Raw genomic sequence first — 23245 nt, 5'->3', positions numbered from 1 at the left:
TGATGCAAAGATACAATAATATTTATCGGGAAGTATAAATTATAGGGTATTTTGCAATGTCGACATTTCAAAATGGGCAGGATAGATTCCGGAAGGAGTTTTTTGGCAAGCAATAGTTGTTGATCTGCCGGTGTGAAAAGACAGAAACTATTTCTCTCCTTTCCTTGTTATAAAAACACCTTTAACCAGGCCTCTGATAAGCGCAAACTGAATGTAAACTTAAAAATTACGAGTAATGAGAAGATGTACTTTTGTTTTCTTTATCGCCTTATTGACTATGTCGATAAGTGCCGCACCTATTGATGTGAAGCAGGCACGGAGCGTAGCCCTCAGTTTCCTGAAAGCGAATTCTCCGCAGACAAAAGCTTCAGAACCCGCATTGACTCTGGTCTGGTCGGATGCCGGAACAACTACCAAGTCAGCCGGTTCCGTGCAGGATGCTACTTTTTACGTATTCAACCGCGAAGATGCCGACGGCTTTGTCGTCGTGGCGGGTGACGATGCCGTTTATCCTATCCTGGGATATGGCATGCAGCAACTGTTTGAAAAAGACTCCATGCCGTCGAATCTGCGCGGATGGTTTGATAGTTACCAACGCCAGATCAACTGGGTACGTGAGAATAAGCGGGAAGCATCCCGTGAAGTTTCGGCTGCTTGGAATCAGGTTCGCCAGGGAACTATGCAGTTGAAGTCGGGCGGAGTATCTCTGACAACCGTTCTATGGGATCAAATGACACCTTATAACAATTTGTGTCCCGTAGTGAACAGCCAGCGCACACCGACCGGATGTGTCGCCACCTCGACATCTATTGCCATGCAGTATCATAAATGGCCGGATGTGGGTGAGGGCAGCCATTCTTATACTTCCCAGACTTACAACCTCTCCCTTTCGGCTACCTTCGATACTCCTTACCAGTGGGATAACATGCCTTCTACCTATACGGCTGGGCAATATACTACTGAACAGGCACAGAACATAGCTACCCTGATGTATGATGTCGGTGTTATGTCCGATATGAATTATGCCCCCGGAAACAGTGGTGCACTGACATTGACAGCCGCCCAGGGCCTTGTCAATTATATGAAATACGATAAATCCCTTCATGTCCTGCAACGTGAAAACTACCAGACAGCCGAATGGGAGTCTATCATCAAAGGTGAACTGGATGATAACCGCCCTGTGATTTACGGGGGTGAAAACGATCAGAACGAAGGCCACCAGTTTATCATCGACGGTTATAACGAAGCGGATTATTATCATGTGAACTGGGGCTGGGGCGGACTGGCCAACGGTTATTACCTGCTGGCGGTACTTGAACCCGAAGAACAGGGAACAGGTGGTAACATTGGCGGTTTCTCGCTCGATCAGGATGCTATCATCAGTATGAAGAAACCGGTGGAAGGTTCCACCTATCAGGACGTACTGGCCTTTTTCTATGGTGAGAACAGCGGAACGGTCTTTGCCGGCCTTGAAGCAACAACGGATACTTTCGAACCAAACAAACTGTTTGGTGTTGAATACGGCTATGTGGGTAATATGAGTATCCGTGATTTTTCCGGTAATCTGGTTGTCGCCCTTGTCGATAAGGATGGTAATACCAAAGAGTTCATTTCGAGTGAAGAGCCTGTCAGCATACAGATTGAACAGGGAGTAGCTCAGGAAGTACCTTGCACGATCACGCAACAAATGGTTCCCGGCGACCGTATCCGTCTGCTATATAAGAGCAGCGACGCGCAGGATTGGCAATGGGTGAGAGGTGGCGGCAATACGACCGGTGAGATCCTGGTAGCCGGCGATCCGACCTCAACGGAAGAGATATCAGCAGAGACGAATATCTCTGTCTCCTACGATACAAACGGAACGGCTTACATAACTTCTCCTGTCGCTATCCGGGAAGTCGCTTTGTATGATATGAACGGCCGCCTGTTGAAAAAGCAGCCGGGAAGCGATAATTCGGCTGTTACATTTTCTTACAGCGGCTATCCGTCAGGTATTTATGTGATGGAAGTACAGACTGCGGAAGGACGAAGCAGCCATAAGGTGGTAAAGAAGTAATATATAATGGTTAGATAAAACAAAAGCAGGCTGAATTGTTCTATTAATTACAATTCAGCCTGCCTTTTTCAATGCCTTGTCCATTTCGTTGACGTCAACGAAATGGTCATATCTTTATTTCTTCAGTAACGGCCAGTTCGGATCTTCGATATGTTCCCGTACCATGATCTCTTTCAGTTCGGCTACCTTTTCCGGATATTTGTCCAGCAGGTTATACTTTTCCGAAGGATCGGCTGCTAAGTTATAAAGCTCGTAATACGGTTTATCGCCACGGATATTCATATGAACCAGTTTCCATGAGCCCTGGCGTACAGCCTGACGGCCGTTCATTTCCTGGAATTCGAAATACAGGAACTCATGTTCTTTCTGTCCTTTACGGTTTTGTAGCAGCGGCAACATACTTACACCGTCCATCTCTTTCTGTTTAGCTTTTGGATGGATGATCTCTTCGAATGTGGGCAACACATCCCAGAACGAACACATGAAATTCGTTTCCGTTCCCGGCTGTATATGTCCCGGCCATGAAATGATCATCGGTACACGGATACCACCTTCATACAGGTCGCGTTTGTAACCGCGGTAGATGCCATTGCTGTTGAAGAAATCAGGATCGGCTCCACCTTCCATGTGAGGGCCGTTGTCGCTGGCGAAGATGATGATTGTATTGTCGTATAAACCTTTGTCTTTCAGTTTTTGCACGATCTGTCCCACATATACGTCCAGACGGTAGATCATTGCGGCAAATGTAGCGTGGGGATATAGTTGTGTGCAATAGCCACCTTTGCGGAAAGCCGGACTGCCCGGTTCGGTACCCTTATGTGCCTTTTCCGGATACATGCCACGGAATTTCTGGATGATGCTGTCTTCCGGTACGATCAGTTCGGCATGAGGCAGAATGGTCGGATACCACATGAAGAAAGGTTCGTCTTCCTTCAAATTATCCAGGTAGTCGAGTGCTTTCGAGTGGATCAGGTCTTGTGAATAAGTACCTTTTCCGTATTCGACTTCTAATACGTTATCTTTCAGTTCGACACGCTGGTCGTTGTCCCACAGATGATCGGGATAATAGCTGTGTGCCAGTAGCTGGCAGTTATATCCGAAGAATGTTTCGCATCCCTGGTTTTTAGGGTCACCGGAAGTACCGATATAGCCCAGTCCCCACTTACCGAAAGCCGAAGTCTTATATACGGCATCCTGCATGACGTGGAAAATGGTACGTGCCCCTTCGGGCAACGGGAATTGTCCTTCCGGGTCAAGTTCTTTGTTTCCGCGAATGGGAGTATGTCCACTATGTGTACCTGTCAGCAGGCAGGAGCGGGAAGGGGCACTGACGGTAGTACCTGAGTAGCATTGCGTAAAACGCATACCGTTTTGAGCCAGTTGGTCGATATTCGGTGTATTAAACTTCTCTTGTCCGTAGCAGCTTAAGTCGCCGTATCCAAGGTCGTCGGCCAGGATAAATACAACATTTGGTTTTTTGTCTTTGCTCTTTTGCGCCTGCACAAAAGGAACGGCCAGGATAAGGCCGGAAGCGAGTAAAATAGTTTTTTTCATGATTTTTTAGTTATTTCTTGTCAGATTGTCGACAAAGTTATATTATTTATCCGGAATAATAATTATTCATTTGGGTTCTTTGTTACAGATAGTTATTATATTTACTGTCGTTTTAATCTAATATTCTTTTGGCTATGACAAAGCATGTAAACAGTTACTTATTGTTCTTTTTCCTTGTTTTTCTTTGTGTCGGCTGTGCGCCGGATACCTCCTGCTACTATCTGGATGCTGTGAACGGAAATGATAATAATAACGGACATTCCGAACAGGCTGCCTGGAAGAGCCTCTCCAAACTTCAATCTCTCCAACTGAAACCGGGTGACCGTATCCTGTTGAAGAGGGGAGATACTTACTCCGGCGAACTGGAAATCTCAGGACAGGGAACTTCAGATAATAGGATATATGTAGAAGCTTATGGTGAAGGAAGTAAGCCATGTATTGTTGGAAACGACAGTTCCCTGTATGCCGTTCGTATCCACAACTCCGATTACGTCACATTCCGTGATATTGAAATAGTGAATACAGGCAAAGAACGTAAACCTTTCCGTACCGGCTTGAAGATAGAAGCTTCCGACTATGGCGTGTCACATAATATTATAGTAGATGGGATTGATATACGGGATGTCAACGGTTCGTTGGTGAAAGCGGAAGGCGGCGGCAGCGGTATCCTGATCGTCAACGGGGGAAAAGAGGTGATCTCCATGTTCGACAGCCTGACCATCCAGAACTGCTGCATACGCCGTTGTTCCCGTAATGCGATGATATGGTCGGCTTACAGCGACCGCCGCAACTGGCACCCGAGCAAACATACGGTTGTTCGTAATAACCTGATTGAAGAAGTACCCGGCGACGGTATCGTTCCGATCGGTTGCGACAGCACGCTGATTGAATATAATGTGATGCGTAATTGTCCGGCCATACTTCCTGATACGGAAGCCGCAGCCGGTATCTGGCCGTGGAGCTGTGACAATACGATCATTCGTTTCAACGAAGTTAGCGATCATAAGGCTCCCTGGGATGCCCAGGGATTCGATTCGGACTGGAACTGTACGAACACGGTGATCGAGTATAATTACAGTCACGATAACGAAGGCGGCATGGTCTTGATCTGCAATTCCGGTGAAGTTTCCGAGCCGTCCAATATCGGTAACCGGGGAACAATCGTCCGCTACAATATCAGTATCAATGACGGTATCCGTACGCGCCTTACCCGGGTAGGAACCTTCTCGCCTAATATTCATCTGGCAGGCCCTGTAAAGAACACGACCATCTGTAACAACATCCTCCATGTGAATAAAAAGCCGGAAGGAAAAGTAGACCGCAGCATGATGACATTCGACTCCTGGGGCGGTTTCTCCGACAGTACGCTGGTAAAAGATAATATTTTCTATACGGCTGAAAGCACAACGTTCAACTTCACAGAGTCGACAAATAATACGTTCGACGGTAATTATTATCTGGGTAAGTTCATGGTGAAGCCGGAAGATGCCAATGCCCGTTATTCATCAGAAGCTTATCAGAAGATAGTAGATAAAGCAAATGATGGCTTTGGCGGCTTGTCGCAATTAATGGATACGATTACCATTGCGGGCATAGAAGGTGTTTTCGTGAATGAACAGGCGATCCGTAACTTTTGGCAACAATAAGGTAAAGCGATATTCTCCTCCTTTATACTCTCGTAAAAAATTGTACCTTTGTACGGTTTAAATAAAATGATAAAAGATATATCCCGTGGCAAAGATCGTTGAAACCCCATTGATGAAGCAGTATTTCGATATTAAAGCGAAACACCCTGATGCTGTCCTTCTGTTCCGTGTAGGAGACTTTTACGAAATGTATGGTGAGGATGCCGTGATTGGTGCTGAAATTCTCGGGATCGTTCAGACGAAGAAAGCCAACGGGCCGGGACAGTTTATCGAAATGGCCGGTTTCCCGCATCATGCCCTCGATACGTATCTGCCTAAACTGGTGCGAGCCGGTAAACGTGTTGCCATCTGTGACCAGTTGGAAGATCCGAAGTTGACCAAGAAACTGGTGAAGCGTGGGGTGACGGAATTGGTTACGCCGGGTGTTTCCATCAACGATAATATTCTTAATCATAAAGAAAATAACTTCCTCGCAGCCGTTCATTTCGGAAAGGATGTTTGTGGTATCGCATTGCTGGATATTTCCACCGGTGAGTTCCTGACAGCTGAGGGAACGGTCGATTATATCGACAAACTACTGAATAACTTCTCCCCGAAAGAGGTGCTGATAGAGCGCAACAATAAGAAGCGTTTTGAAGAATCGTTCGGCCCCCGTTTTTTTACTTTTGAGATGGACGACTGGGTTTTCTCCGACGAAGCTGCTAACGACCGCCTGCTGAAGCATTTCGAAACGAAGAACCTGAAAGGTTTCGGCGTGCAGCATCTGAAATTGGGTATCGTCGCTTCGGGAGCTATCCTCTATTACCTGGATCAGACGGAACATAAACATATTTCGCATATCACCGGCCTGTCGCGTATTGAGGAAGACCGTTATGTACGTCTGGATAAGTTCACCGTGCGCAGCCTCGAGTTGGTCGGTACGATGAATGATGAAGGAACCAGTCTGCTCGATGTGATCGATAAGACAGTTTCGCCGATGGGTTCGCGTATGCTGAGACGTTGGGTTCTTTTCCCGTTGAAGGAAGTGAAACCGATACAGGAACGGCAGGATGTGGTGGATTATTTCTTCCGTCACCCGGAGGTAAAAGAGCTTCTGGACGAACATATCGATCAGATAGGCGACCTGGAGCGTATTATATCGAAGGTGGCCGTAGGACGTGTTTCGCCCCGTGAAGTGGTTCAGTTGAAAGTTGCTCTTCGCGCTATCGAGCCGATCAAAGAGGCCTGTATGAATAGCGACGAGCCCAGTCTCTGCCGTATCGGAGAACAGTTGAATGCCTGCCTGGAGATCCGTGAGCGGATAGAAAAGGAAGTAAACAACGATCCGCCCGCCTTGTTGAATAAGGGAGGCGTTATTGCCCAAGGAGTAAATGCCGAATTGGATGATCTGCGTGCGATTGCTTACTCCGGTAAAGATTATTTGTTGAAGGTGCAACAGCGCGAAAGTGAAAAGACCGGTATCCCCAGTCTGAAGATTGCTTTCAATAACGTATTCGGCTATTATATCGAAGTGCGTAATGCCCATAAAGATAAGGTTCCGGTAGAATGGATACGTAAGCAGACCCTTGTGAATGCCGAACGTTATATCACTGAGGAACTGAAAGAATACGAAGAAAAGATATTAGGTGCGGAGGAGAAGATCCTGGCATTGGAAGGACGTCTGTTTAATGACCTGGTACTTTGCCTGGCTGAGGTTATTCCTCCTATCCAGTTGGATGCGAACCTGATCGGACGGCTGGATTGCCTGTTGTCTTTTGCCAAGGTAGCCGAAAACAATCGTTATATCCGTCCGCTGGTGGATGATTCGGAGGTGATCGATATCAAGTCGGGTCGTCATCCGGTGATTGAAAAGCAATTGCCGCTGGGAGAACCTTATATCGCCAATGATGTGTATCTGGATAGCGAAAAGCAACAGATCATTATTATAACAGGGCCGAATATGGCGGGTAAGTCTGCCTTACTTCGTCAGACGGCATTGATCACGCTGATGGCACAGATCGGTTGCTTCGTGCCCGCTGAGTCTGCCCGCATCGGTATTGTTGATAAGATATTTACCCGTGTAGGTGCTTCCGATAATATTTCTGTCGGTGAGTCTACTTTTATGGTGGAGATGAACGAAGCTTCGAATATCCTGAATAATATGTCGTCGCGCAGCCTGGTGCTGTTCGATGAGTTGGGGCGTGGTACGAGTACTTACGACGGTATCTCGATTGCCTGGGCGATTGTCGAGTATATCCATGAGCATCCGAATGCCCGTGCCAAGACGCTTTTTGCCACGCACTATCATGAGTTGAATGAGATGGAGCGCTCGTTCAAACGTATCAAGAACTATAATGTATCGGTGAAAGAGGTCTCCAACAAGGTGATCTTCCTGCGTAAGCTGGTTCCCGGCGGTAGCGAACATAGCTTCGGTATCCATGTGGCCAAGATGGCAGGAATGCCGAAGAGCATCGTGAAACGTTCCGACGAGATCCTGAAGCAACTGGAAACGGATAACCGTCAGGAGGGGATCGACTGCAAAGACAAAGCGAAAGGAAAAGGCAAGGTGAAAGCAAAGCCTGTCAAAGAGATTGCATCCGCCGCCGAAGGCTATCAGCTTAGCTTCTTCCAGCTCGACGACCCCGTATTAAGCCAGGTACGCGACGAGATAAAGAACCTCGATGTAAACAACCTTACTCCAATCGAAGCACTGAACAAACTAAGCGAGATCCGTAAGATCATTTCAGGGAAGTAGTAACTGTTTCATTAGGAAGAAACATTAGTTTCATAGGCATGAAACAAAAGTTTCACCCTAGAGAAACAAAAGTTCCATAAGCATGAAACTTTTCTTCTTACCTATGAAACGTCGGATACTTGTTATGGAACCGGTATCCGATACCCAGCATCAGATAGTTAGGAGTATGGAAGTTCTGCAGGTTATATCCTATATGGATGAATGAGCTTCGGGTTACTTCAATCTTGAGTGCCAGTACCTGGTACAAACCTTTCAAATCACCTCCCCGGTGGATAACGTTTCCACCCAGACCGATGCCGACAGTGAAGTAAGGCATCACATACTCTGCCCGTGCGGAAAGTCCCAATGCCAGCTGATAACTGAGCGGCGGACGATAAAAAGGCTGTTCGGTTCCAACGATATAATCTTCAGTGTAGATATTGGCACTCTCATCGTAAACACCATCCAGCGATACTCCTGCCCGGAAATTGTATCCGAAGTTATACATCGGGTTGATGTTGAATCCTGCTACCGCAAAAGCTCCTGGTGCGGCAACTTGTCCTTCTCCGAAATACACCCCTTTCCGTCGCCAGGAACCGAACAAGACTACATCATAACTGATATGGCGGGGGAAATTCGGTACGGGTGACCGGAAGAAAGGTTTGGAGAAGCAATCGCCATTCCTGTTGAAGTTATATACCAGTCCCACTTTCAGTCCGATCGTATTCAGTCCCGCATTCGGAAACCGAGTATTTCCATTTGAGAAATGTGTTAAATCCACTCCGGCTGTGAGATCCAACTCTTTTGAAAGAATATAGTTCAGGTAGAAATTAGCATTGATATAAGCGTTGATTTTCGAACCGATCACTTTGTTGTACGGATTATCATATTCTTCATAAGGCTTCCAGCCGAAAGAGGCTCCGAAGTTCCATTCATAGTTGAACGACAGGCGGGGATTGAACTGGGCAATACGTGCACCCTGAAAGAGGTAAAGGGCAAAAGGGTTTCCTATTTCCTCTTTATTATCAAACGAATACATGGCCAGTCCGAGTCCCTGGTAAGAACCTCTGTAGATCCGGTCCGTGTAACTGTTCGGATAATATTGAAAGGAATATTTCAAATGGGCAGAGATCGATTTTCGGATCGGTTTCATATCCATATTGTCTCCCCGCAGAAAAGAGTTGGTAGGGAAAATATAAGCCGGCCGGCCGTCGATCCCCAACCGGTGAATCAATCGCCGTGAATAAGCGACGGAGTCTACCCCGCCACCCGGTAAAATATCTTTGTTTCTTTCTTCTGCAAGTGCTATATCAGACAAGAAAAGCATGGTAATCAAAACGACCATTACTTTCAACCTCTCTATTTCCATACGCCGCTCCACTCGTTTGTTATTTGATTCATGTAAAGGGATAGGTACCCTATATTTCGCAAATATAATATTTTGAAGCGGTTAGATAGCCTATTATGAGTTCTTTTTTTATTTATTCATCTCTTTGGTGATCTCCTGTATGTCCTGGAGGGTGAAGTTTCCTATCAGTTGGATAACGCTGAAACTTTTATCCGTATCGGCCAGCATGATCAGTTCGCTGATCAAGTCTCCTTTTTGTTTTACATAGAAAGTAGCACGGGTGTTGCCGTCTTTTACACGCATTAATTCCTCATGGTCTTTACTGATCAGCCCTTTAAAGTCTTTGCGCATGTTTTCTTTTTTGGTGTTATCTTCGGTCGAGAGCACTTGCAGGCCTTCTATCTTACCTTTCATGTTCATCAGGTTGAGCCCGTTGGTGTCGAAAGAGGGCATCATCTGGAACATTTTCTTTGAGATATAGACGGAAGTGACGTTATCCATTTCGGAGTATTTGTCGAAAAGTTTGTTCTGTGCAAAGCAGATGCTTGTGCAGCATAGAAAGAAAATAAGCAATATATTTTTAGTTTTCATCTTGTTTGTCTTTTAAATGTATATTCAGGATCTCGTTTACTTTATTCATTTCCTGTTGAGCTTCATTTACTTGTTCGATGCCCTTATTCAGGTTTACAGACAGGAAAGCGAGTGCTTCCTGGGCGGCAATGGCGGCTTCCTGCGGATTGGTATACGTGTCTGCCAACTGATGTTCCTTTTCGGGGGCAACAAACTGGAAGATACCTATACATAACAGTGCGACGGCAGCCGCTCCGCTGAGCCAGTAAAGGGAACGTTGGCGGAAAGATGAACGGATCGTCTCTTTCTTTTCGGCGGCAGCCCAGGCATCTATCTGCTGTTCCAACCGCTCGGAAAGTCCTTCCGGCAATGTCTGATCCTCCCGGAGAACCTTGTTGATTAATTCATCTATCTGTTTATCGTTCATATTCGTATAATTTTTCAAATTGTTCCCTGATTACTTTTCGTGCCCGGGAAAGCAGCACGCGTATGTTTACGGCACTCAGGCCGGTAATTCGTTCTATCTCATCCATCGAGCAATCTTCGATGCCTCTCAGTCTGATCACTTGCCGCTGGTTCTCGGGTAATCGGTTGATCAACTGCCGGATCTGTTGTTCCTTGTCTTTCGTTTCCAGTTCCTTTTCCGGTGAAGAACCGGTGTCCAGCGTAAATACGCTTTCTATATCTTCTTCCCGGCGATTGGCACGGGGCGACCGGAGGAAATCGAGACAGAGGTTTTTGACCAGTGTGACACAGAAGGCTTCCGGATTCTCTATGTCAGGCAGCTCATCCCGCTTATTCCATAGTTTATAGTAAGCATCCTGGAGGATATCTTCTGCATCCGATTTGTTATCGACAAGTGCATAGGCGATTCGAAAAAGCTTGGGGTGGAAAGAGAGGAACTTTCGTTTAAAGTTCTCACTATCCTTTTCCATGTTCTTTCATTACTTTATCTATATCGGACGGTTTGATTTTCCCTTTGATACGTACCAGAGCATTACTGCTGCCGGAGGTAAGGACTACCAGTTCGCGGATCATATCATTCTCAATGCGTATCAGAACCTTTGTGCGACGGCCTTTTTCGTTAGAGGTGACCATAGTCTCGAAGTTAGGGTCTTTCAGTTCTTTGATCGCTTGTTCGAAACGTTCTTTTATCTCTCTCTTGCAATCGCCGAATTCAAGAACTTCAATGCCGTTCACTCCCATTGTTTCAGTGAACATGCCGGCAAGTTTCATGGTGATATTACCTAGTTTAACATGGTTGATCTGTTCTATTTTGGAGAACTCGTTGAACAGTTGGCTCATTGTCTGGCTGTTTCCTGCCTGGCAGATCACTATCAGCGCCAGGATAACAAAGTATCGTTTCATCTTTCTATTGTATTAAATGATTACTAATTCTGTTTGTTCCGGCCTTTCCTCGTGCGCACTTCGGAGCGGCTTCATAAGGTAGACGGGAACAGAGAATAAGTTGTTACAAAGAAAGGGAAAAAAATAATGCGGCAATGTGTTAACAGCCCAATGTGCTGATTATTTTGAGGCGGTTGCTTTATCCTTACTTTCCGCTATTTCAACGAAGTAGACACTCGAACAGATCAGTGCGATGGCGATCATCTGATACCAGCTGAAACGATCCTGGCCGATGGAAAGGGAGACGATGGTAGCAACGATCAATATAATATAACCGTATAAAGCGACCAGCGTAGTACTTAGGTATTTGAGCCCTATCGGAATTAAAAGGTAACTGATCGTGGTAGGGAAGATCAGGACGAACATCAGGATCAGGAAAGGTTGCCATTCGAAATGACTGAACAAGTGGCCGTCGAAGCCGGTAAAGGCCATCACGATCAAAGAGGAAACGGCCGCCCCCAGAAAGCTATACCGCAACATATTGAGCGAACTGACCTTGCCCAGTACCACATTGCTCGCAATCAGGTAGGCCGCATAAGCGATCGAACTGAGCAGGCAGAGCATATTACCCGTGAAAGCATCCGAAGCCAGATCATCGCTTTTCTGTGTCATGATACAGAGCAATGCACCGCCCAACCCGATCACGATACCGATGACCTTCATCGCCGTGATCCGTTCCCTGAGGAAGATGACCGACAGGATAAATACCCAGATCGGTTGCAGGCTGCTGAACAGTGAACTGGATACCGGTGTCGTCTTGCTGACCCCGAGCAGATAGAAGAACATAAAGCCATATAAACCGATCGCCCCCAGCAGGAACAGGGTTATCTTCTCCCGCCGGGTCGTTTTATCCTGTTTCCAGAACAGGCTGATGATCCAGAACACGACAGCAGCGAATACGCAACGGAACATAACCCCTGTCAGCGGAGCGATCCATAAGGGTAGGAGATATTTGAGTGCATTCGCATTCAGACCGCTGAAAGTCTTCGATACGATCATACTAAGGTTGGCTTCTGTCTTTTTATTCTTCATACTGTTTGACGTTTTTAAGTAATTTACATACTATCATTGAACAGGAACGAGTCTTGTTTGATATAAGCCCATGCGGCAGCCACCAGGGCTATGATCAGGTTGAATATGAACGCGAACTGTTGTGTTTCTATATGTAATAAATCTTTGAATACATTTATAATGAACGGACAAAGCAGGATAGCCAGGTAATTCATCGCCATGACGAAAGCCAGTGCCAATGTCACCTTTTCCGGGATAGCCGTGCGGGTCGTTTTGTCGTAGGCGACAGGCTGAATAATGCCGTAACCTAATCCGGTAAAGATACAACCTAGCCCGATCAGCCACTCTGTCCGGGAGATAAGGATCAAACCCATGCCGAGGGCGATGGAAAGAAGGCTGTAGAACTTGGTTTTCTTCCCGCAATAATCGACGATCTGGTTCAGAACGAATCCCGGAGCCATGATAGCCAAAAAGAAGAGCGAGATCATAATGCCCGAGTTACCGCTGGTGAAATGATATTCCTTCATCAGGAAAGGCAGGTTGAAGCTGACGATGATCACCAGATAAGTGGCCAGCCCGTAGAACCCCATGATCTGCATCAAATGCCTGATCTGTATGCCCCGTTTCCCGAATGAAGGATCGGTCGGGGTCGTTTTGCTTTTCGAAGAAGTCGTTGCGTGGACGGGTAGGGGATCTATATTCTTTTTCAGATAGAACGACAGGACGATCGAAACAAGCGGGAACAGATAAACGAGGAACGGCAGATGCCAGTTGATCTCCGCCAGGTAACCGGTCAATATGGTTGCCAGCACCAGCGTCACATTGGTGATGGCCGAACTCAATCCGAATTGTTTTGTCCGGTAAGCTCCGATAAAGAACCTCGATATAAGCCCGGTCGACAGCGGAACGATCAGCCCCGAACCGATTCCCAGCAATGCACTGACGGCAATCAGTTGCCACATCTTCGTCGAAAGCAGATACAGGAGACCGCTGACGGCGAAAATCCCCAGACCGATCTGTAACAACCATATATTATTGATCTTCTCCGTCAGTTTGCCGGACAATATAATAAAAGGTATGATCAGTAAGGAAGGCAAGGAAGATAACATCTGTATATCCAGCTCCGTCGAATGCGGAAAGATGGCCGAAAGCTTCCCCAGGATAGGAGAGACTGCCAGCCCCGGCAATGCATTCAGCGCCGAGATCGACCATATGCCTATTAGTGTGATAAGGGGGATCGTCCCCTGTCCGGTTTTTATTCTCATATTAAATGGCTGTTTTATAAGACAGAAAACAATTATTAGGGCTGAATGTTCATTTTGCATATTCAGGCCAGCGAGTGCGGTCGCCACACCCTCCCGTGCGCACGCACCGCACTAACTAATGCGCATGCACCGCACCCTCTCGAGTGCGGTGAGCGCACTAACTTCTTTTATATAACATTGTGATAATAAACTCCAAATCTTACAGGATTAACTAAAATCGAAGAACAATTCTTTTTAGAGGCTGTTTTTGCACTACAAATCGACGCACGAATGTCGGTTGCGCCAATTCTTAATAATTTAAAAACAAAAAGACATGAAAGATTCAAGTTTTAGAGAAGGTGATGCCAAAACCGCAATTTTTGGCTCGAACGCGATGTTGCACCCGGCTCCAGTAGACGTGATCCCTGACGGACCAACTACTCCGGAGATCGCTTACCAGATGGTAAAAGATGAAACTTATGCACAGACTCAACCCCGTTTGAACCTGGCTACATTTGTTACCACCTGGATGGACGATTACGCAACCAAGTTGATGAACGAAGCAATCAACATCAACTATATCGACGAAACTGAGTACCCGCGTATCGCTGTGATGAATGCTAAATGTATCAACATCATGGCTAACCTGTGGAACAGCCCCGAACAGGCACAGTGGAAAGCCGGAGCTTTAGCTATCGGTTCTTCCGAAGCATGTATGTTGGGTGGTGTTGCAGCCTGGTTGCGCTGGCGTGAAAAAAGATTGGCTCAGGGCAAACCGGTCGACAAACCTAACTTTGTGATCTCTGCTGGATTCCAGGTTGTATGGGAAAAGTTTGCCCAGTTGTGGCAGATCGAAATGCGCCAGGTACCGTTGACACAGGAACATATCACACTCGACCCGCAGGATGCCCTGAATATGTGTGACGAAAATACTATCTGTATCGTTCCTATCCAGGGTGTTACATGGACAGGTCTGAACGACGATGTGGAAGCATTGGACGCTGCCCTCGACGCATATAATGCAAAGACAGGCTACGATATTCCTATCCACGTAGATGCCGCTTCCGGTGGTTTCATCCTGCCGTTCCTGAAACCGGAAGTAAAATGGGACTTCCGTCTGAAATGGGTACTTTCCATCAGTACTTCCGGCCACAAATACGGTCTGGTTTATCCGGGTCTGGGTTGGGTTGTCTGGAAAGATAAAAAATACCTGCCGGGCTCCATGTCTTTCAGTGTGAATTATTTAGGCGCAAACATCACTCAGGTTGGTTTGAACTTCTCTCGTCCTGCTGCTCAGATCCTGGGACAATACTATCAGTTTATCCGTCTTGGATTCCAGGGTTACAAGGAAGTACAGCAGAACAGTCTGGCTATTGCCGATTATCTGCATGCTGAAATCGCTAAGTTCGCTCCGTTCCAGAATTACAGTAAAGAAGTAGTGAATCCATTGTTCATCTGGTACCTGAAACCGGAATATGCCAAGACAGCCAAATGGACACTCTACGACCTGCAGGATAAACTGAAACAAAGCGGATGGATGGTTCCTGCTTATACATTGCCTGACAACCTCGAAAACTGGGTAGTTATGCGTATCGTTGTCCGTCAGGGCTTCAGCCGCGACATGGCTGACCAGTTACTGGGTGACATCAGCAATGCGATTGCCGACCTGGAAAAACTGGAATATCCTACTCCAACCCGTATCGCACAAGACAAACAACAACCCGTAAAAGGCTCTGTCTTCACTCATACCGGTTCTCCTAAATCAACTAAATAATTTGTTTAGTATGGATAAGAAGATTTCCGTTTCACAAATCAAGGAAGCAGCCCGGGAAGCTTACGAGATGTTCAAGACGAACACAGACGGTAAGAATGCCGATTACATCCCTTATCTGGCCAATATAGATAAGAACCTGTTCGGTATCAGTATCTGTCTGATGGACGGGACACTCATCCAGTTGGGCGATTCCGAATACCGCTTCGGTATAGAGTCTGTATCGAAAGTGCATACCGCCATACTGGCCTTGCGCCAATACGGTGCAGAGAAGTTACTGCAAATGATCGGTGCCGATGCTACCGGACTGCCTTTCAACTCAATCATGGCGATCCTGCTGGAAAAAGACCATCCGTCTACTCCATTGGTCAATGCCGGTGCGATTACCGCCGACAGTATGGTTCAACCGATAGGCGACTCCGCCAAGAAATGGGATGCCATTGTTGCGAATATCACCGACCTTTGCGGCAGTGCCCCCCAGCTGATCGACGAGTTATACAAATCGGAGTCTGCCACCAATTTCAACAACCGCTCCATTGCCTGGTTGCTGAAGAACTATAACCGTATCTACGACGATCCGGATATGTCGCTCGACCTCTATACCCGTCAGTGTTCGCTGGGAATTACAGCAACTCAATTATCTGTCTGCGGAGCTACTATTGCCAACGATGGTCTGAACCCGGTATCGAAAAAGCAGATATTCGACGGATCATTGTCGCCGAAGATCACTTCGCTGATCGCTACCGTAGGTTTCTATGAACATACCGGCGACTGGTTGTACACTTCCGGTATCCCTGCAAAAACAGGTGTAGGTGGTGGTGTGATGGGTGTGATGCCCGGTCTGTTCGGTATCTCAGCCTTTGCCCCTCCAATTGACAGTGCAGGTAATTCTGTAAAAGCTCAATTGGCTATCAAATATATAATGAATAAACTGGGTCTGTCCATTTTCAATGGCGACCGGGTAACAATTACTGAATAAACAGTTTGTTCTTTTAATTGGCAAGCCTCCTTATCCCTCGTTCAGAGGGTGGGAGGCTTGTTTGGTTATTGTTTGGGTTTAACAAATCCTACCGGATTGCGAGGCTTGTCGGATAGTCCCTTTTGTACCTGTAGCTCTGCCAATGTTTTATTGATCAGTTCCAGTTGTATACGGGTGTCTTCGTTGATGTCGTTGTAGTCGGTAAATACATCTTCTATATATTCCTTTAGTTCTTTCAATTCATGTTGAAGTTCCTGTACTTTGTTTGCAGGAGTATCAATTATTAAATGCCGGATAGCAACAAAAGCACGTGTTATCAGAATACTTGTTTGTACAGCTATATTACTGCGAAGTACACTTGACAGCATTACTACACCATGTTCGGTAAAAACAAGTGGAATAGCTGATTTGGGACGTTTGGTACGTGATGTCATCACAATTTGTGATGACATATTTTCCCATTCCTGGCTTGTCAATTGGAACATGAAATCTTCGGGAAACCGATCTATATTACGCTTTACTGCTTGATTTAACACGCGTGTTTCGACTTGGTATAATTCAGCTAGATCGCTATCGATCATAACCTTCCGGCCTCTTATTTCATAGATCTTGTTTTGAATTAATTGGATTTCATCTTTGTCTTTCATAATTAATATGTTTTGATTGTTAATATGAAGGCAAAGATATTATTTTCAATTGATATGCAAGACAAATTGTTTCACTTTTTCTCATTATCGGCATATTGCCACATTAATATATTATTTATGACAACAACAACCTTTTTCACCTACACCGACACGCTGGTGAAACGCAAACGCAAGGCGGGCAAACATGCTACCGCCGACCTTTACCGGGCTTCCTCCAACTGGTTCCTGCGGTTCTGCGGCAACGCCGAACTGTCTTTTGCCGACATCACCCCCGGTATGATCGATCGCTTCCTCTACTGGCTGCAAGCCGGTGGACATCTGAAAACCAACTCGATAAACAGCTACCTAAGCAATCTCCGCGCCATCTGCAACACAGCCGTGCGCGAAGGCGTTGCCCCGGTCGGCCGTCTGTCGCCTTTCGCCCACCTCATCCTCCGGGCGGAAGAGACCGCCAAACGTGCGCTGCGTATCGAAACGCTCGAAGAAATTGCCCGGCTCGACGTCTCCGGTGATCCCGGTCTGCAACAGGCGAAAGACTTCGGTCTTTTCTCCTTCCTGGCCTGCGGTATGCCGTTTGTCGACCTGGCACACCTCACCCGCGAGAATATTGTGGACGGTGAACTGGTGTACAACCGCTGCAAAACCGGTACCCTGATACACATCCATATCACCCCCGGTATGCAGCGACTGCTCGATAAATACGCTTCACCCGCCAGCCGTTACCTCTTTCCGGTATTGCCCGAAACCGGTGACAGCGAACAGCTTTACGAAGCCTATAAACGTGCCTTGCACCGGTATAACGGTTATCTGACGGAGATCGGCGAGCAGTTATCCATCCCGATCCACCTTACCTCGTATGTCTTCCGTCATACCTGGGCAACAGAAGCGCTGCGTAACGGTACACCGGTAGCCCTCATCGGTCAGATGCTCGGCCATACGTCGGAGCGCACGACACGGCACTATCTGGCAAAACTAGATCAGTCGATGCTCGATGCTGCCAATAAGATAATCACAAAAGGACTGGATGGCCTGGTAGGGATGAGGGCTTAAGGAACCTTATTTGTGAAATAAGGTATGTTGCCCCCTTTGAAGCCAATCTTGAAAATCACGGCTTGTACTAGTGTGGGAACGGGGCAAAGATATGTATTTTCTTTTAAACAAAACAAACTTGTCTGCTTATATTTAGGTGGGTGGGGGACGATTTCGCTAAAAAGACTGAATCCAGGCGGTTTTTCGTGGGGTATGGGCATAGTGGGGCGGAGGGTAACTTTTCCCCTCTGGAGAGGGGGCAGGGGGTGTGTTAAAGCTTCAAATAAAGACTATCCAGATAGAAAATCACAGATAAAATCCGCTCAATCTATATAGTTCGTGCTTTAGTTCGGCAAATTACACACCCCCTACCCCCTCTCCAGAGGGGAGTAAGTTACTATCTGTCAATATTAAACCCTAAGATAAACCGACCCTTATTTCACAAATAAGGTTTAAGTATCAAAGGTAACTCCCTGCCCAACCAGCGGGTATAATTCAAAGTATTATGGCTGAAAAAATCATTTTAACTGCCGATCTTTACGACAATGCCGTTACCGAGCGTAAAGGCGATTACACAGCGAAGCCCCGTATAACCGGAACAGTACGTAACAAGCAAATCGCCGAACGCATCCTGGCTCGTGGTTCCGAACTGCGACTGGATACGATCGAATACATCCTGGGGATGGGCGATCAGGAAAAGGTAACCGCTATTGCGGAAGGTAAAAGTGTCGTTGACGGTGTAGGCCAGTATATGGCAACCATCACAGGCCCTTTCGAAGGCGAAAAAGCCGCTTTCGATCCTGCTAAAAACAAACTCACAGCCAGCTATGTACCCGCTAAACTGCTGCGTGATACGTTGAAGAACGTAGAGATAGATACCCGTCCCGCCGTCACCGGCCCGGTCATCAACTCGATTATCGACTCTACGACCGGCGAGATGAACACACAACTCACTTCTGCTGCTCCTGTCGTTATTTCCGGATCGAACATCAAAGTAGCCGGCGACGATGCCGGTATAGGTGTTTTCTTCACCAAGGCGGGCGGCACGGCACAGAAAAGCCCGTTGCTAGTTCATAACAATCCTTCTGAACTGACTGTAATGTTGCCTGCTCTTGAAGACGGCGAATACACGCTAAGCATTGTTACCCAGTCTGCTGCCGGCAACAAGCTGGTAAAAGAACCACGTACCTATACGTTCCCGGTACTGCTTTATGTAGGCGAAAAACCGGGTGGCGGTGGTGAGGATGACCGTCCTGTTATTGAATAGTCTTCCTCAGTGCCGTTGGATAGACTGTCTAACCAACGGCACTTACACACACTCACTAAAGGCACTTAGCCTGCCTAACCTACGTTGGTTAGACGGTGCGCCTAAAGAATGTTAAAACAAGAAAGAGAATATATTTCATTTAATAATCAAGTAAATTTATCATGAAACATTATTACATCGCACTAGTAGCTATTGGATTAGCTTTTAATTCAACTGTAAATGCACAAGTCAGTAATCCTCTTGTAAAAAGTAATGCTACACAAAATGTCGATAGCATTATCCAACGCAATGCTGCGGAGAATGTATCCAAAACGGTTTATACGTATACTGACGATAAAAAGGTGTCGGAAGAATTGGTGTATACCTGGAATGCTTTGTCAAAGGATTGGACTAATTTTTCTAAAACATCTAATACCTATGATGCAGCTGGTAATAAAACAGCGGTCATTACTCAGAAATAGGATGGTAAAGTCTGGAATGATTCAATAAAGATAACTTCTACATATAATGATCAGGGGCATATTTTGAGTTATGATTTGAGAGATCTGTTGGTTAATCGTCATCGTGTGGAAGAGTATACATATAATGGATTGAATGGTGTTGAAATATATGTTGATACAACCCGGACAAGTGAAACAGCTTTTACTGTTATTCGGGGAAAAATAGAAACGGAATATATGGAAAACGGACAAATAAAGAGTTATATAAACTATAACAAAAATAGTAATGAAGCAGATAAAGACGAATGGGTGTTTAATAATAAGCTGACATATACTTATGATGATCAGGGACGGTTGTCTGAAACAAGCTTGGATAATGCCACATATCAATTAGGGAAATGGATATATAGTTATACGGATAACAGTGAATTAATGCAACTTTATCAACGATTTTCTGCAGACGCAGATTTGGCTCTTTTATCAGAGACATTGACTGAGACGGAAGGGGAAAATCCGGTAACTACTACTGTCAAAGTAAAAAACTATTGGGATAATGAAACTCCGGAATGGGTAGTTACAAGTCAGACTTATACCTATTACCCGGAAAACTCATCTACTCAGGTGGAAACTCCTGTATTGGAGAATGTACGTGTTTATAGTCAAGATGGTATTCTCTATGTAGAAACTCCGGAAAATATGTCAGTTCAAGTATATTCGATCCTTGGTGGATGTTATTATAATGCGTTCGTTAATGGATCAGCACAAATATCAAACCTGCAGTCAGGTATCTACCTGATCCGTATCAACCAAAAGATAGTTAAAGTAAGAATCTGATTATATAGTTTTTTGCAGCCTGTCTAACCAACATTGGTTAGACGGTGCACTTAGAATATGTTAACTACTAAAACAGACCACACTCAACAGTTGGCCTAACTCTATTTTATCAACAAATATATTAATGCGTATGAAAAAGATTTTAACGCTTGTTACCCTTGTATTGGGTATCTATTGTGCCCAGGCACAGACAAATGCAGGTGCATTTGCGTCAATGAAACTTGGTGAACCCGTCATGTTTGACAGCGCCATTCCACAAATCACAACCAAGGCAGATGCTTCCTCTTTCGCCGGAGGTTCCGGTACGGAAGCGGATCCCTATCTGATTGCTACCAAGGAACATTTAAGTAGTCTTGAGACATTGGCTAAGGATGCTTCCGGTAATTGGCCTAAAATATTGGAAGGGGTTTATTTTAAGCAAATTGCTGATATCGTTTATGAGGATGGAGAAGATATGCCTAGGATCGGTAATGGTGCATGGTTTGCAGGGACGTATGATGGCGACGGGTACGCCATAAAGAATTGTAATTTAAAATTTAGTAGGATTTATGAAGATGAGGCTAATCATAGTGTCTCTACAGCTTTATTCAATAACTCGAAAGGGGCTATCCTTAAAAACATCCGCATGGTTGATACAAAAATCGATATCGAAGGGAAAGCTGTCAGCATCAGTTGGTCGGTAGCAGGGTTAGCTGGTAATTTTTGGGATGGTCAAATAATCAATTGCACGACAGAAGGTACTTATTCCGTACGGATAACCGGTAAGAATGCTTGGTGTGATGTTGTTGGTTTGGTTGCTAAAGCATATAATAGTACGATTGACAATTGTCGTAGTTATGGCAGTTTTCGTAGTGAAGTTATTTCGACAGGCGGTTCCAGCACCGCAGAGGCTTCTGGTATTGTCGGAATTGTGGACAATGGTACGAAAGTTATTAATTGCATTAGCTATGGTAAGATAGAAAGTTATGGTTCCGGAGATGCCGACCAGTTAGTTGCTTATGCTGGCGGAATCGCATCTTATGCCAATAACAGTAGTAAAATCCTGAACTGTGGTAGTCGAGGTGAGTCGCTTAGCGCGAAAGTGGAAAACAAACAGGAGGGTGGTACATCTTATGCATATACAGCAGGGATAGTTCCTGGTTTACTTGCTAAGAGTATACTTTCAAATAGTTGGAGTGTTGTTCCAGCATTAAAGAGTCAAGCTATTACTGGATCTTACGTTGACCCTACTTGCTGTTTATCAACAGGAGAATCAACGATTAGCAATTGTTATTATTCTAAAGACGAAGCGAGCGAAGCATCGATGAAGAGCCAGGAGTTTGTTGGTGAACTCAATAAAAACCTGCCGGAAGGAGCTCTTACATGGCAATTGAGAAAAGATGATTACCCGGCTCTTCAAGCCTTGCGCAATGTAACGCTTCCTCTCCTGACAGGTGCAACAACCACGCCGAGTGAAGGTATATCTAAAATAGAAGATGGCGAACGTTTCCGCTTCTCATTGACATTGGATGAAGAATACAACGAGTCGAAACCGGTTGTTACCGTTGGTGACAAGACGCTGGAACCGGATGCCGATATGAATTACGTAACAGATAGGGTAACTGCGGATATGGTTATCAAAATCACTGGCATTGTTAAGAATACGGCAACTGCCAACGAAAAGATAATAACGGGCTCAAAGGTCTATGTGACAGGTGGAGTTTTGTATATCCAACCGGAAGCCCCTGTTAAGGTAAGTGTATTTAATATGCAAGGCCGGCTGATAAAATCAGCCATGATCTCCGGTGATACCCAAATGCAATTGCCGCAGGGCATTTACGTTGTCCGTTTGAATGACCAGAGCTATAAAGTTAGCATAAGCGAATAACTATCTGCTCTTACATAAATAAGGCTGTGCCATCCTTCCATACGGAATCAGGGCACAGCCTTTATTATTATAAATTGTTTTGACTTTTATCATCCATTTTGAGACTTTTGTTTTGTGTCTGTTTCCGGTGCATCCTCCCCGTTATATAACTCATTCTTTCTTTTATTCGCATTCTGTACGAGGCTGGTTACATAAACGGTGAAGATGGGGAACATCATCATTCCCAGGGCTGCCAGCAGGACAGACAGTATTCGGCCTGTGGGCGTAACGGCGTAAATATTCGAACCGACTGTCGTTACATCCATGAACGCCCACCAGAGGGCATCGTCATAGGCTACTACCTGTGGGTTTACTTTATGTTCGATCACGAAGAATATCAGGCTGGAGAAATAGACGGTAGCCAGCAACATGGTCAGGTAGGATACGAACAGCCCTGAAGCCTTATTGGAAGATAGCCATCCCACCACGATAGCCAGTGCGTAACCGCTACGTGCCAACGGAATAAAGCGAAGGAAATAAGTGATCTCCGGTGAGAATTCGATCCCGTAATAATTGATAATATTAAGATAAGGAATAGATACAATTAAGAAAATGAGGTGAGTCTGCAAGTAATATATTTTACGTTTTGATAAGAAAAACTCCAAAACGAAATCGGCGATAAAGAACATACAGATCCAGAACTGTATTTTCAGGTAAGACCCCTGTGTCAGGAAAGGGATATTGTTGAACGTATCGATTGAAATTGTTACAATAAGAAATAATGAAAGTAGCAATATGATAACATGCAGTATTCCATAGATCCCTTTCTTCTCATAAATAAAATCATTCAGTGCAGACTTCATTGCGTTTCATATTTAGGCGT

20 protein-coding genes are annotated in these 23245 nt (G+C 45.5%); 10 read left to right on the top strand and 10 right to left on the bottom strand.

What is annotated here, in order from left to right:
- Nucleotides 1–235: 235 nt before the first annotated feature.
- On the top strand, nt 236–2056 hold the full coding sequence (locus HMPREF1536_RS09090; RefSeq protein ID WP_028730019.1) for a thiol protease/hemagglutinin PrtT: 1821 nt from the start codon (nt 236–238) through the stop codon (nt 2054–2056).
- 114 nt (nt 2057–2170) lie between these two features.
- Here HMPREF1536_RS09090 and HMPREF1536_RS09085 read toward each other — a convergent pair whose 3' ends face one another.
- Nucleotides 2171–3610, bottom strand: coding sequence for an arylsulfatase (locus HMPREF1536_RS09085; RefSeq protein WP_028730020.1), 1440 nt, complete (start codon nt 3608–3610; stop codon nt 2171–2173).
- Between the two features lie 134 nt (nt 3611–3744).
- Here HMPREF1536_RS09085 and HMPREF1536_RS09080 point away from each other — a divergent pair, with 134 nt between their 5' ends.
- Both HMPREF1536_RS09080 and mutS read left to right on the top strand, forming a co-directional pair.
- Entirely contained in the window at nt 3745–5256 is a 1512-nt protein-coding gene (locus HMPREF1536_RS09080) for a right-handed parallel beta-helix repeat-containing protein (RefSeq protein WP_052349930.1), read from the top strand.
- A gap of 112 nt (nt 5257–5368) precedes the next feature.
- A complete protein-coding gene (mutS, locus tag HMPREF1536_RS09075; RefSeq protein ID WP_374938054.1) occupies nt 5369–7990 on the top strand; it encodes a DNA mismatch repair protein MutS in 2622 nt (873 codons plus the stop codon).
- Between the two features lie 97 nt (nt 7991–8087).
- Here the strand turns inward: mutS and HMPREF1536_RS09070 are convergent, their stop codons facing one another.
- The 7 genes from HMPREF1536_RS09070 to HMPREF1536_RS09040 all read right to left on the bottom strand — a co-directional run bounded on the left by HMPREF1536_RS09070 (nt 8088) and on the right by HMPREF1536_RS09040 (nt 13570).
- Nucleotides 8088–9338, bottom strand: a complete 1251-nt coding sequence (locus HMPREF1536_RS09070) for an acyloxyacyl hydrolase (RefSeq protein ID WP_028730023.1) — start codon at nt 9336–9338, stop codon at nt 8088–8090.
- Between the two features lie 108 nt (nt 9339–9446).
- Nucleotides 9447–9908: a DUF4252 domain-containing protein gene (locus HMPREF1536_RS09065; protein WP_028730024.1), complete on the bottom strand. Its 462-nt coding sequence runs from the start codon at nt 9906–9908 to the stop codon at nt 9447–9449.
- A complete protein-coding gene (locus HMPREF1536_RS09060; protein WP_028730025.1) occupies nt 9898–10314 on the bottom strand; it encodes a hypothetical protein in 417 nt (138 codons plus the stop codon). Before HMPREF1536_RS09060 ends, HMPREF1536_RS09065 begins: the two co-directional genes overlap by 11 nt.
- The gene (locus HMPREF1536_RS09055; protein WP_028730026.1) at nt 10304–10822 is read right to left on the bottom strand and encodes an RNA polymerase sigma factor; all 519 of its coding nucleotides are present in this window, start codon (nt 10820–10822) and stop codon (nt 10304–10306) included. The genes HMPREF1536_RS09060 and HMPREF1536_RS09055 overlap by 11 nt, the downstream gene beginning before the upstream one ends.
- Nucleotides 10809–11255, bottom strand: coding sequence for a DUF4252 domain-containing protein (locus HMPREF1536_RS09050; protein ID WP_028730027.1), 447 nt, complete (start codon nt 11253–11255; stop codon nt 10809–10811). The genes HMPREF1536_RS09055 and HMPREF1536_RS09050 overlap by 14 nt, the downstream gene beginning before the upstream one ends.
- Nucleotides 11256–11414: 159 nt before the next feature.
- Nucleotides 11415–12326, bottom strand: coding sequence for a DMT family transporter (locus tag HMPREF1536_RS09045; RefSeq protein WP_028730028.1), 912 nt, complete (start codon nt 12324–12326; stop codon nt 11415–11417).
- A gap of 23 nt (nt 12327–12349) precedes the next feature.
- The gene (locus HMPREF1536_RS09040) at nt 12350–13570 is read right to left on the bottom strand and encodes an MFS transporter (protein ID WP_028730029.1); all 1221 of its coding nucleotides are present in this window, start codon (nt 13568–13570) and stop codon (nt 12350–12352) included.
- Nucleotides 13571–13883: 313 nt separating this feature from the next.
- Here HMPREF1536_RS09040 and HMPREF1536_RS09035 point away from each other — a divergent pair, with 313 nt between their 5' ends.
- Together HMPREF1536_RS09035 and glsA are read left to right on the top strand one after the other, a co-directional pair.
- Nucleotides 13884–15323, top strand: coding sequence for a glutamate decarboxylase (locus HMPREF1536_RS09035; RefSeq protein ID WP_028730030.1), 1440 nt, complete (start codon nt 13884–13886; stop codon nt 15321–15323).
- A gap of 10 nt (nt 15324–15333) precedes the next feature.
- Complete coding sequence (glsA, locus tag HMPREF1536_RS09030) at nt 15334–16299, top strand: glutaminase A (protein ID WP_028730031.1); 966 nt, start codon at nt 15334–15336, stop codon at nt 16297–16299.
- Between the two features lie 65 nt (nt 16300–16364).
- Here glsA and HMPREF1536_RS09025 read toward each other — a convergent pair whose 3' ends face one another.
- Nucleotides 16365–16946 carry an ORF6N domain-containing protein gene (locus tag HMPREF1536_RS09025; RefSeq protein WP_028730032.1) on the bottom strand — a complete coding sequence of 194 codons (582 nt, stop codon included), beginning with the start codon at nt 16944–16946 and terminating at the stop codon, nt 16365–16367.
- Between the two features lie 117 nt (nt 16947–17063).
- On the opposite strand from HMPREF1536_RS09025, the gene HMPREF1536_RS09020 reads away from it, so the two are divergent.
- The 5 genes from HMPREF1536_RS09020 to HMPREF1536_RS08995 all read left to right on the top strand — a co-directional run bounded on the left by HMPREF1536_RS09020 (nt 17064) and on the right by HMPREF1536_RS08995 (nt 22383).
- On the top strand, nt 17064–17996 hold the full coding sequence (locus tag HMPREF1536_RS09020) for a tyrosine-type recombinase/integrase (RefSeq protein ID WP_028730033.1): 933 nt from the start codon (nt 17064–17066) through the stop codon (nt 17994–17996).
- A 484-nt stretch (nt 17997–18480) separates the two neighbouring features.
- Entirely contained in the window at nt 18481–19242 is a 762-nt protein-coding gene (locus tag HMPREF1536_RS09010; protein ID WP_028730035.1) for a DUF4469 domain-containing protein, read from the top strand.
- A 161-nt stretch (nt 19243–19403) separates the two neighbouring features.
- The gene (locus HMPREF1536_RS09005; protein ID WP_028730036.1) at nt 19404–19703 is read left to right on the top strand and encodes a hypothetical protein; all 300 of its coding nucleotides are present in this window, start codon (nt 19404–19406) and stop codon (nt 19701–19703) included.
- Nucleotides 19704–19808: 105 nt separating this feature from the next.
- The gene (locus tag HMPREF1536_RS09000) at nt 19809–20516 is read left to right on the top strand and encodes a T9SS type A sorting domain-containing protein (RefSeq protein WP_150115611.1); all 708 of its coding nucleotides are present in this window, start codon (nt 19809–19811) and stop codon (nt 20514–20516) included.
- Nucleotides 20517–20679: 163 nt separating this feature from the next.
- Nucleotides 20680–22383, top strand: a complete 1704-nt coding sequence (locus HMPREF1536_RS08995) for a T9SS type A sorting domain-containing protein (RefSeq protein WP_157395739.1) — start codon at nt 20680–20682, stop codon at nt 22381–22383.
- An 89-nt stretch (nt 22384–22472) separates the two neighbouring features.
- On the opposite strand, the gene HMPREF1536_RS08990 is transcribed toward HMPREF1536_RS08995, so the two are convergent.
- A complete protein-coding gene (locus HMPREF1536_RS08990) occupies nt 22473–23225 on the bottom strand; it encodes a potassium channel family protein (RefSeq protein ID WP_028730039.1) in 753 nt (250 codons plus the stop codon).
- Nucleotides 23226–23245: the final 20 nt, after the last annotated feature.

This window comes from Parabacteroides gordonii MS-1 = DSM 23371 (assembly GCF_000969825.1).
GTDB lineage: Bacteria > Bacteroidota > Bacteroidia > Bacteroidales > Tannerellaceae > Parabacteroides > Parabacteroides gordonii.
The sequence above is the reverse complement of the archived record's forward strand: the minus strand, read 5'-3'. Positions and strand labels throughout refer to the sequence as shown.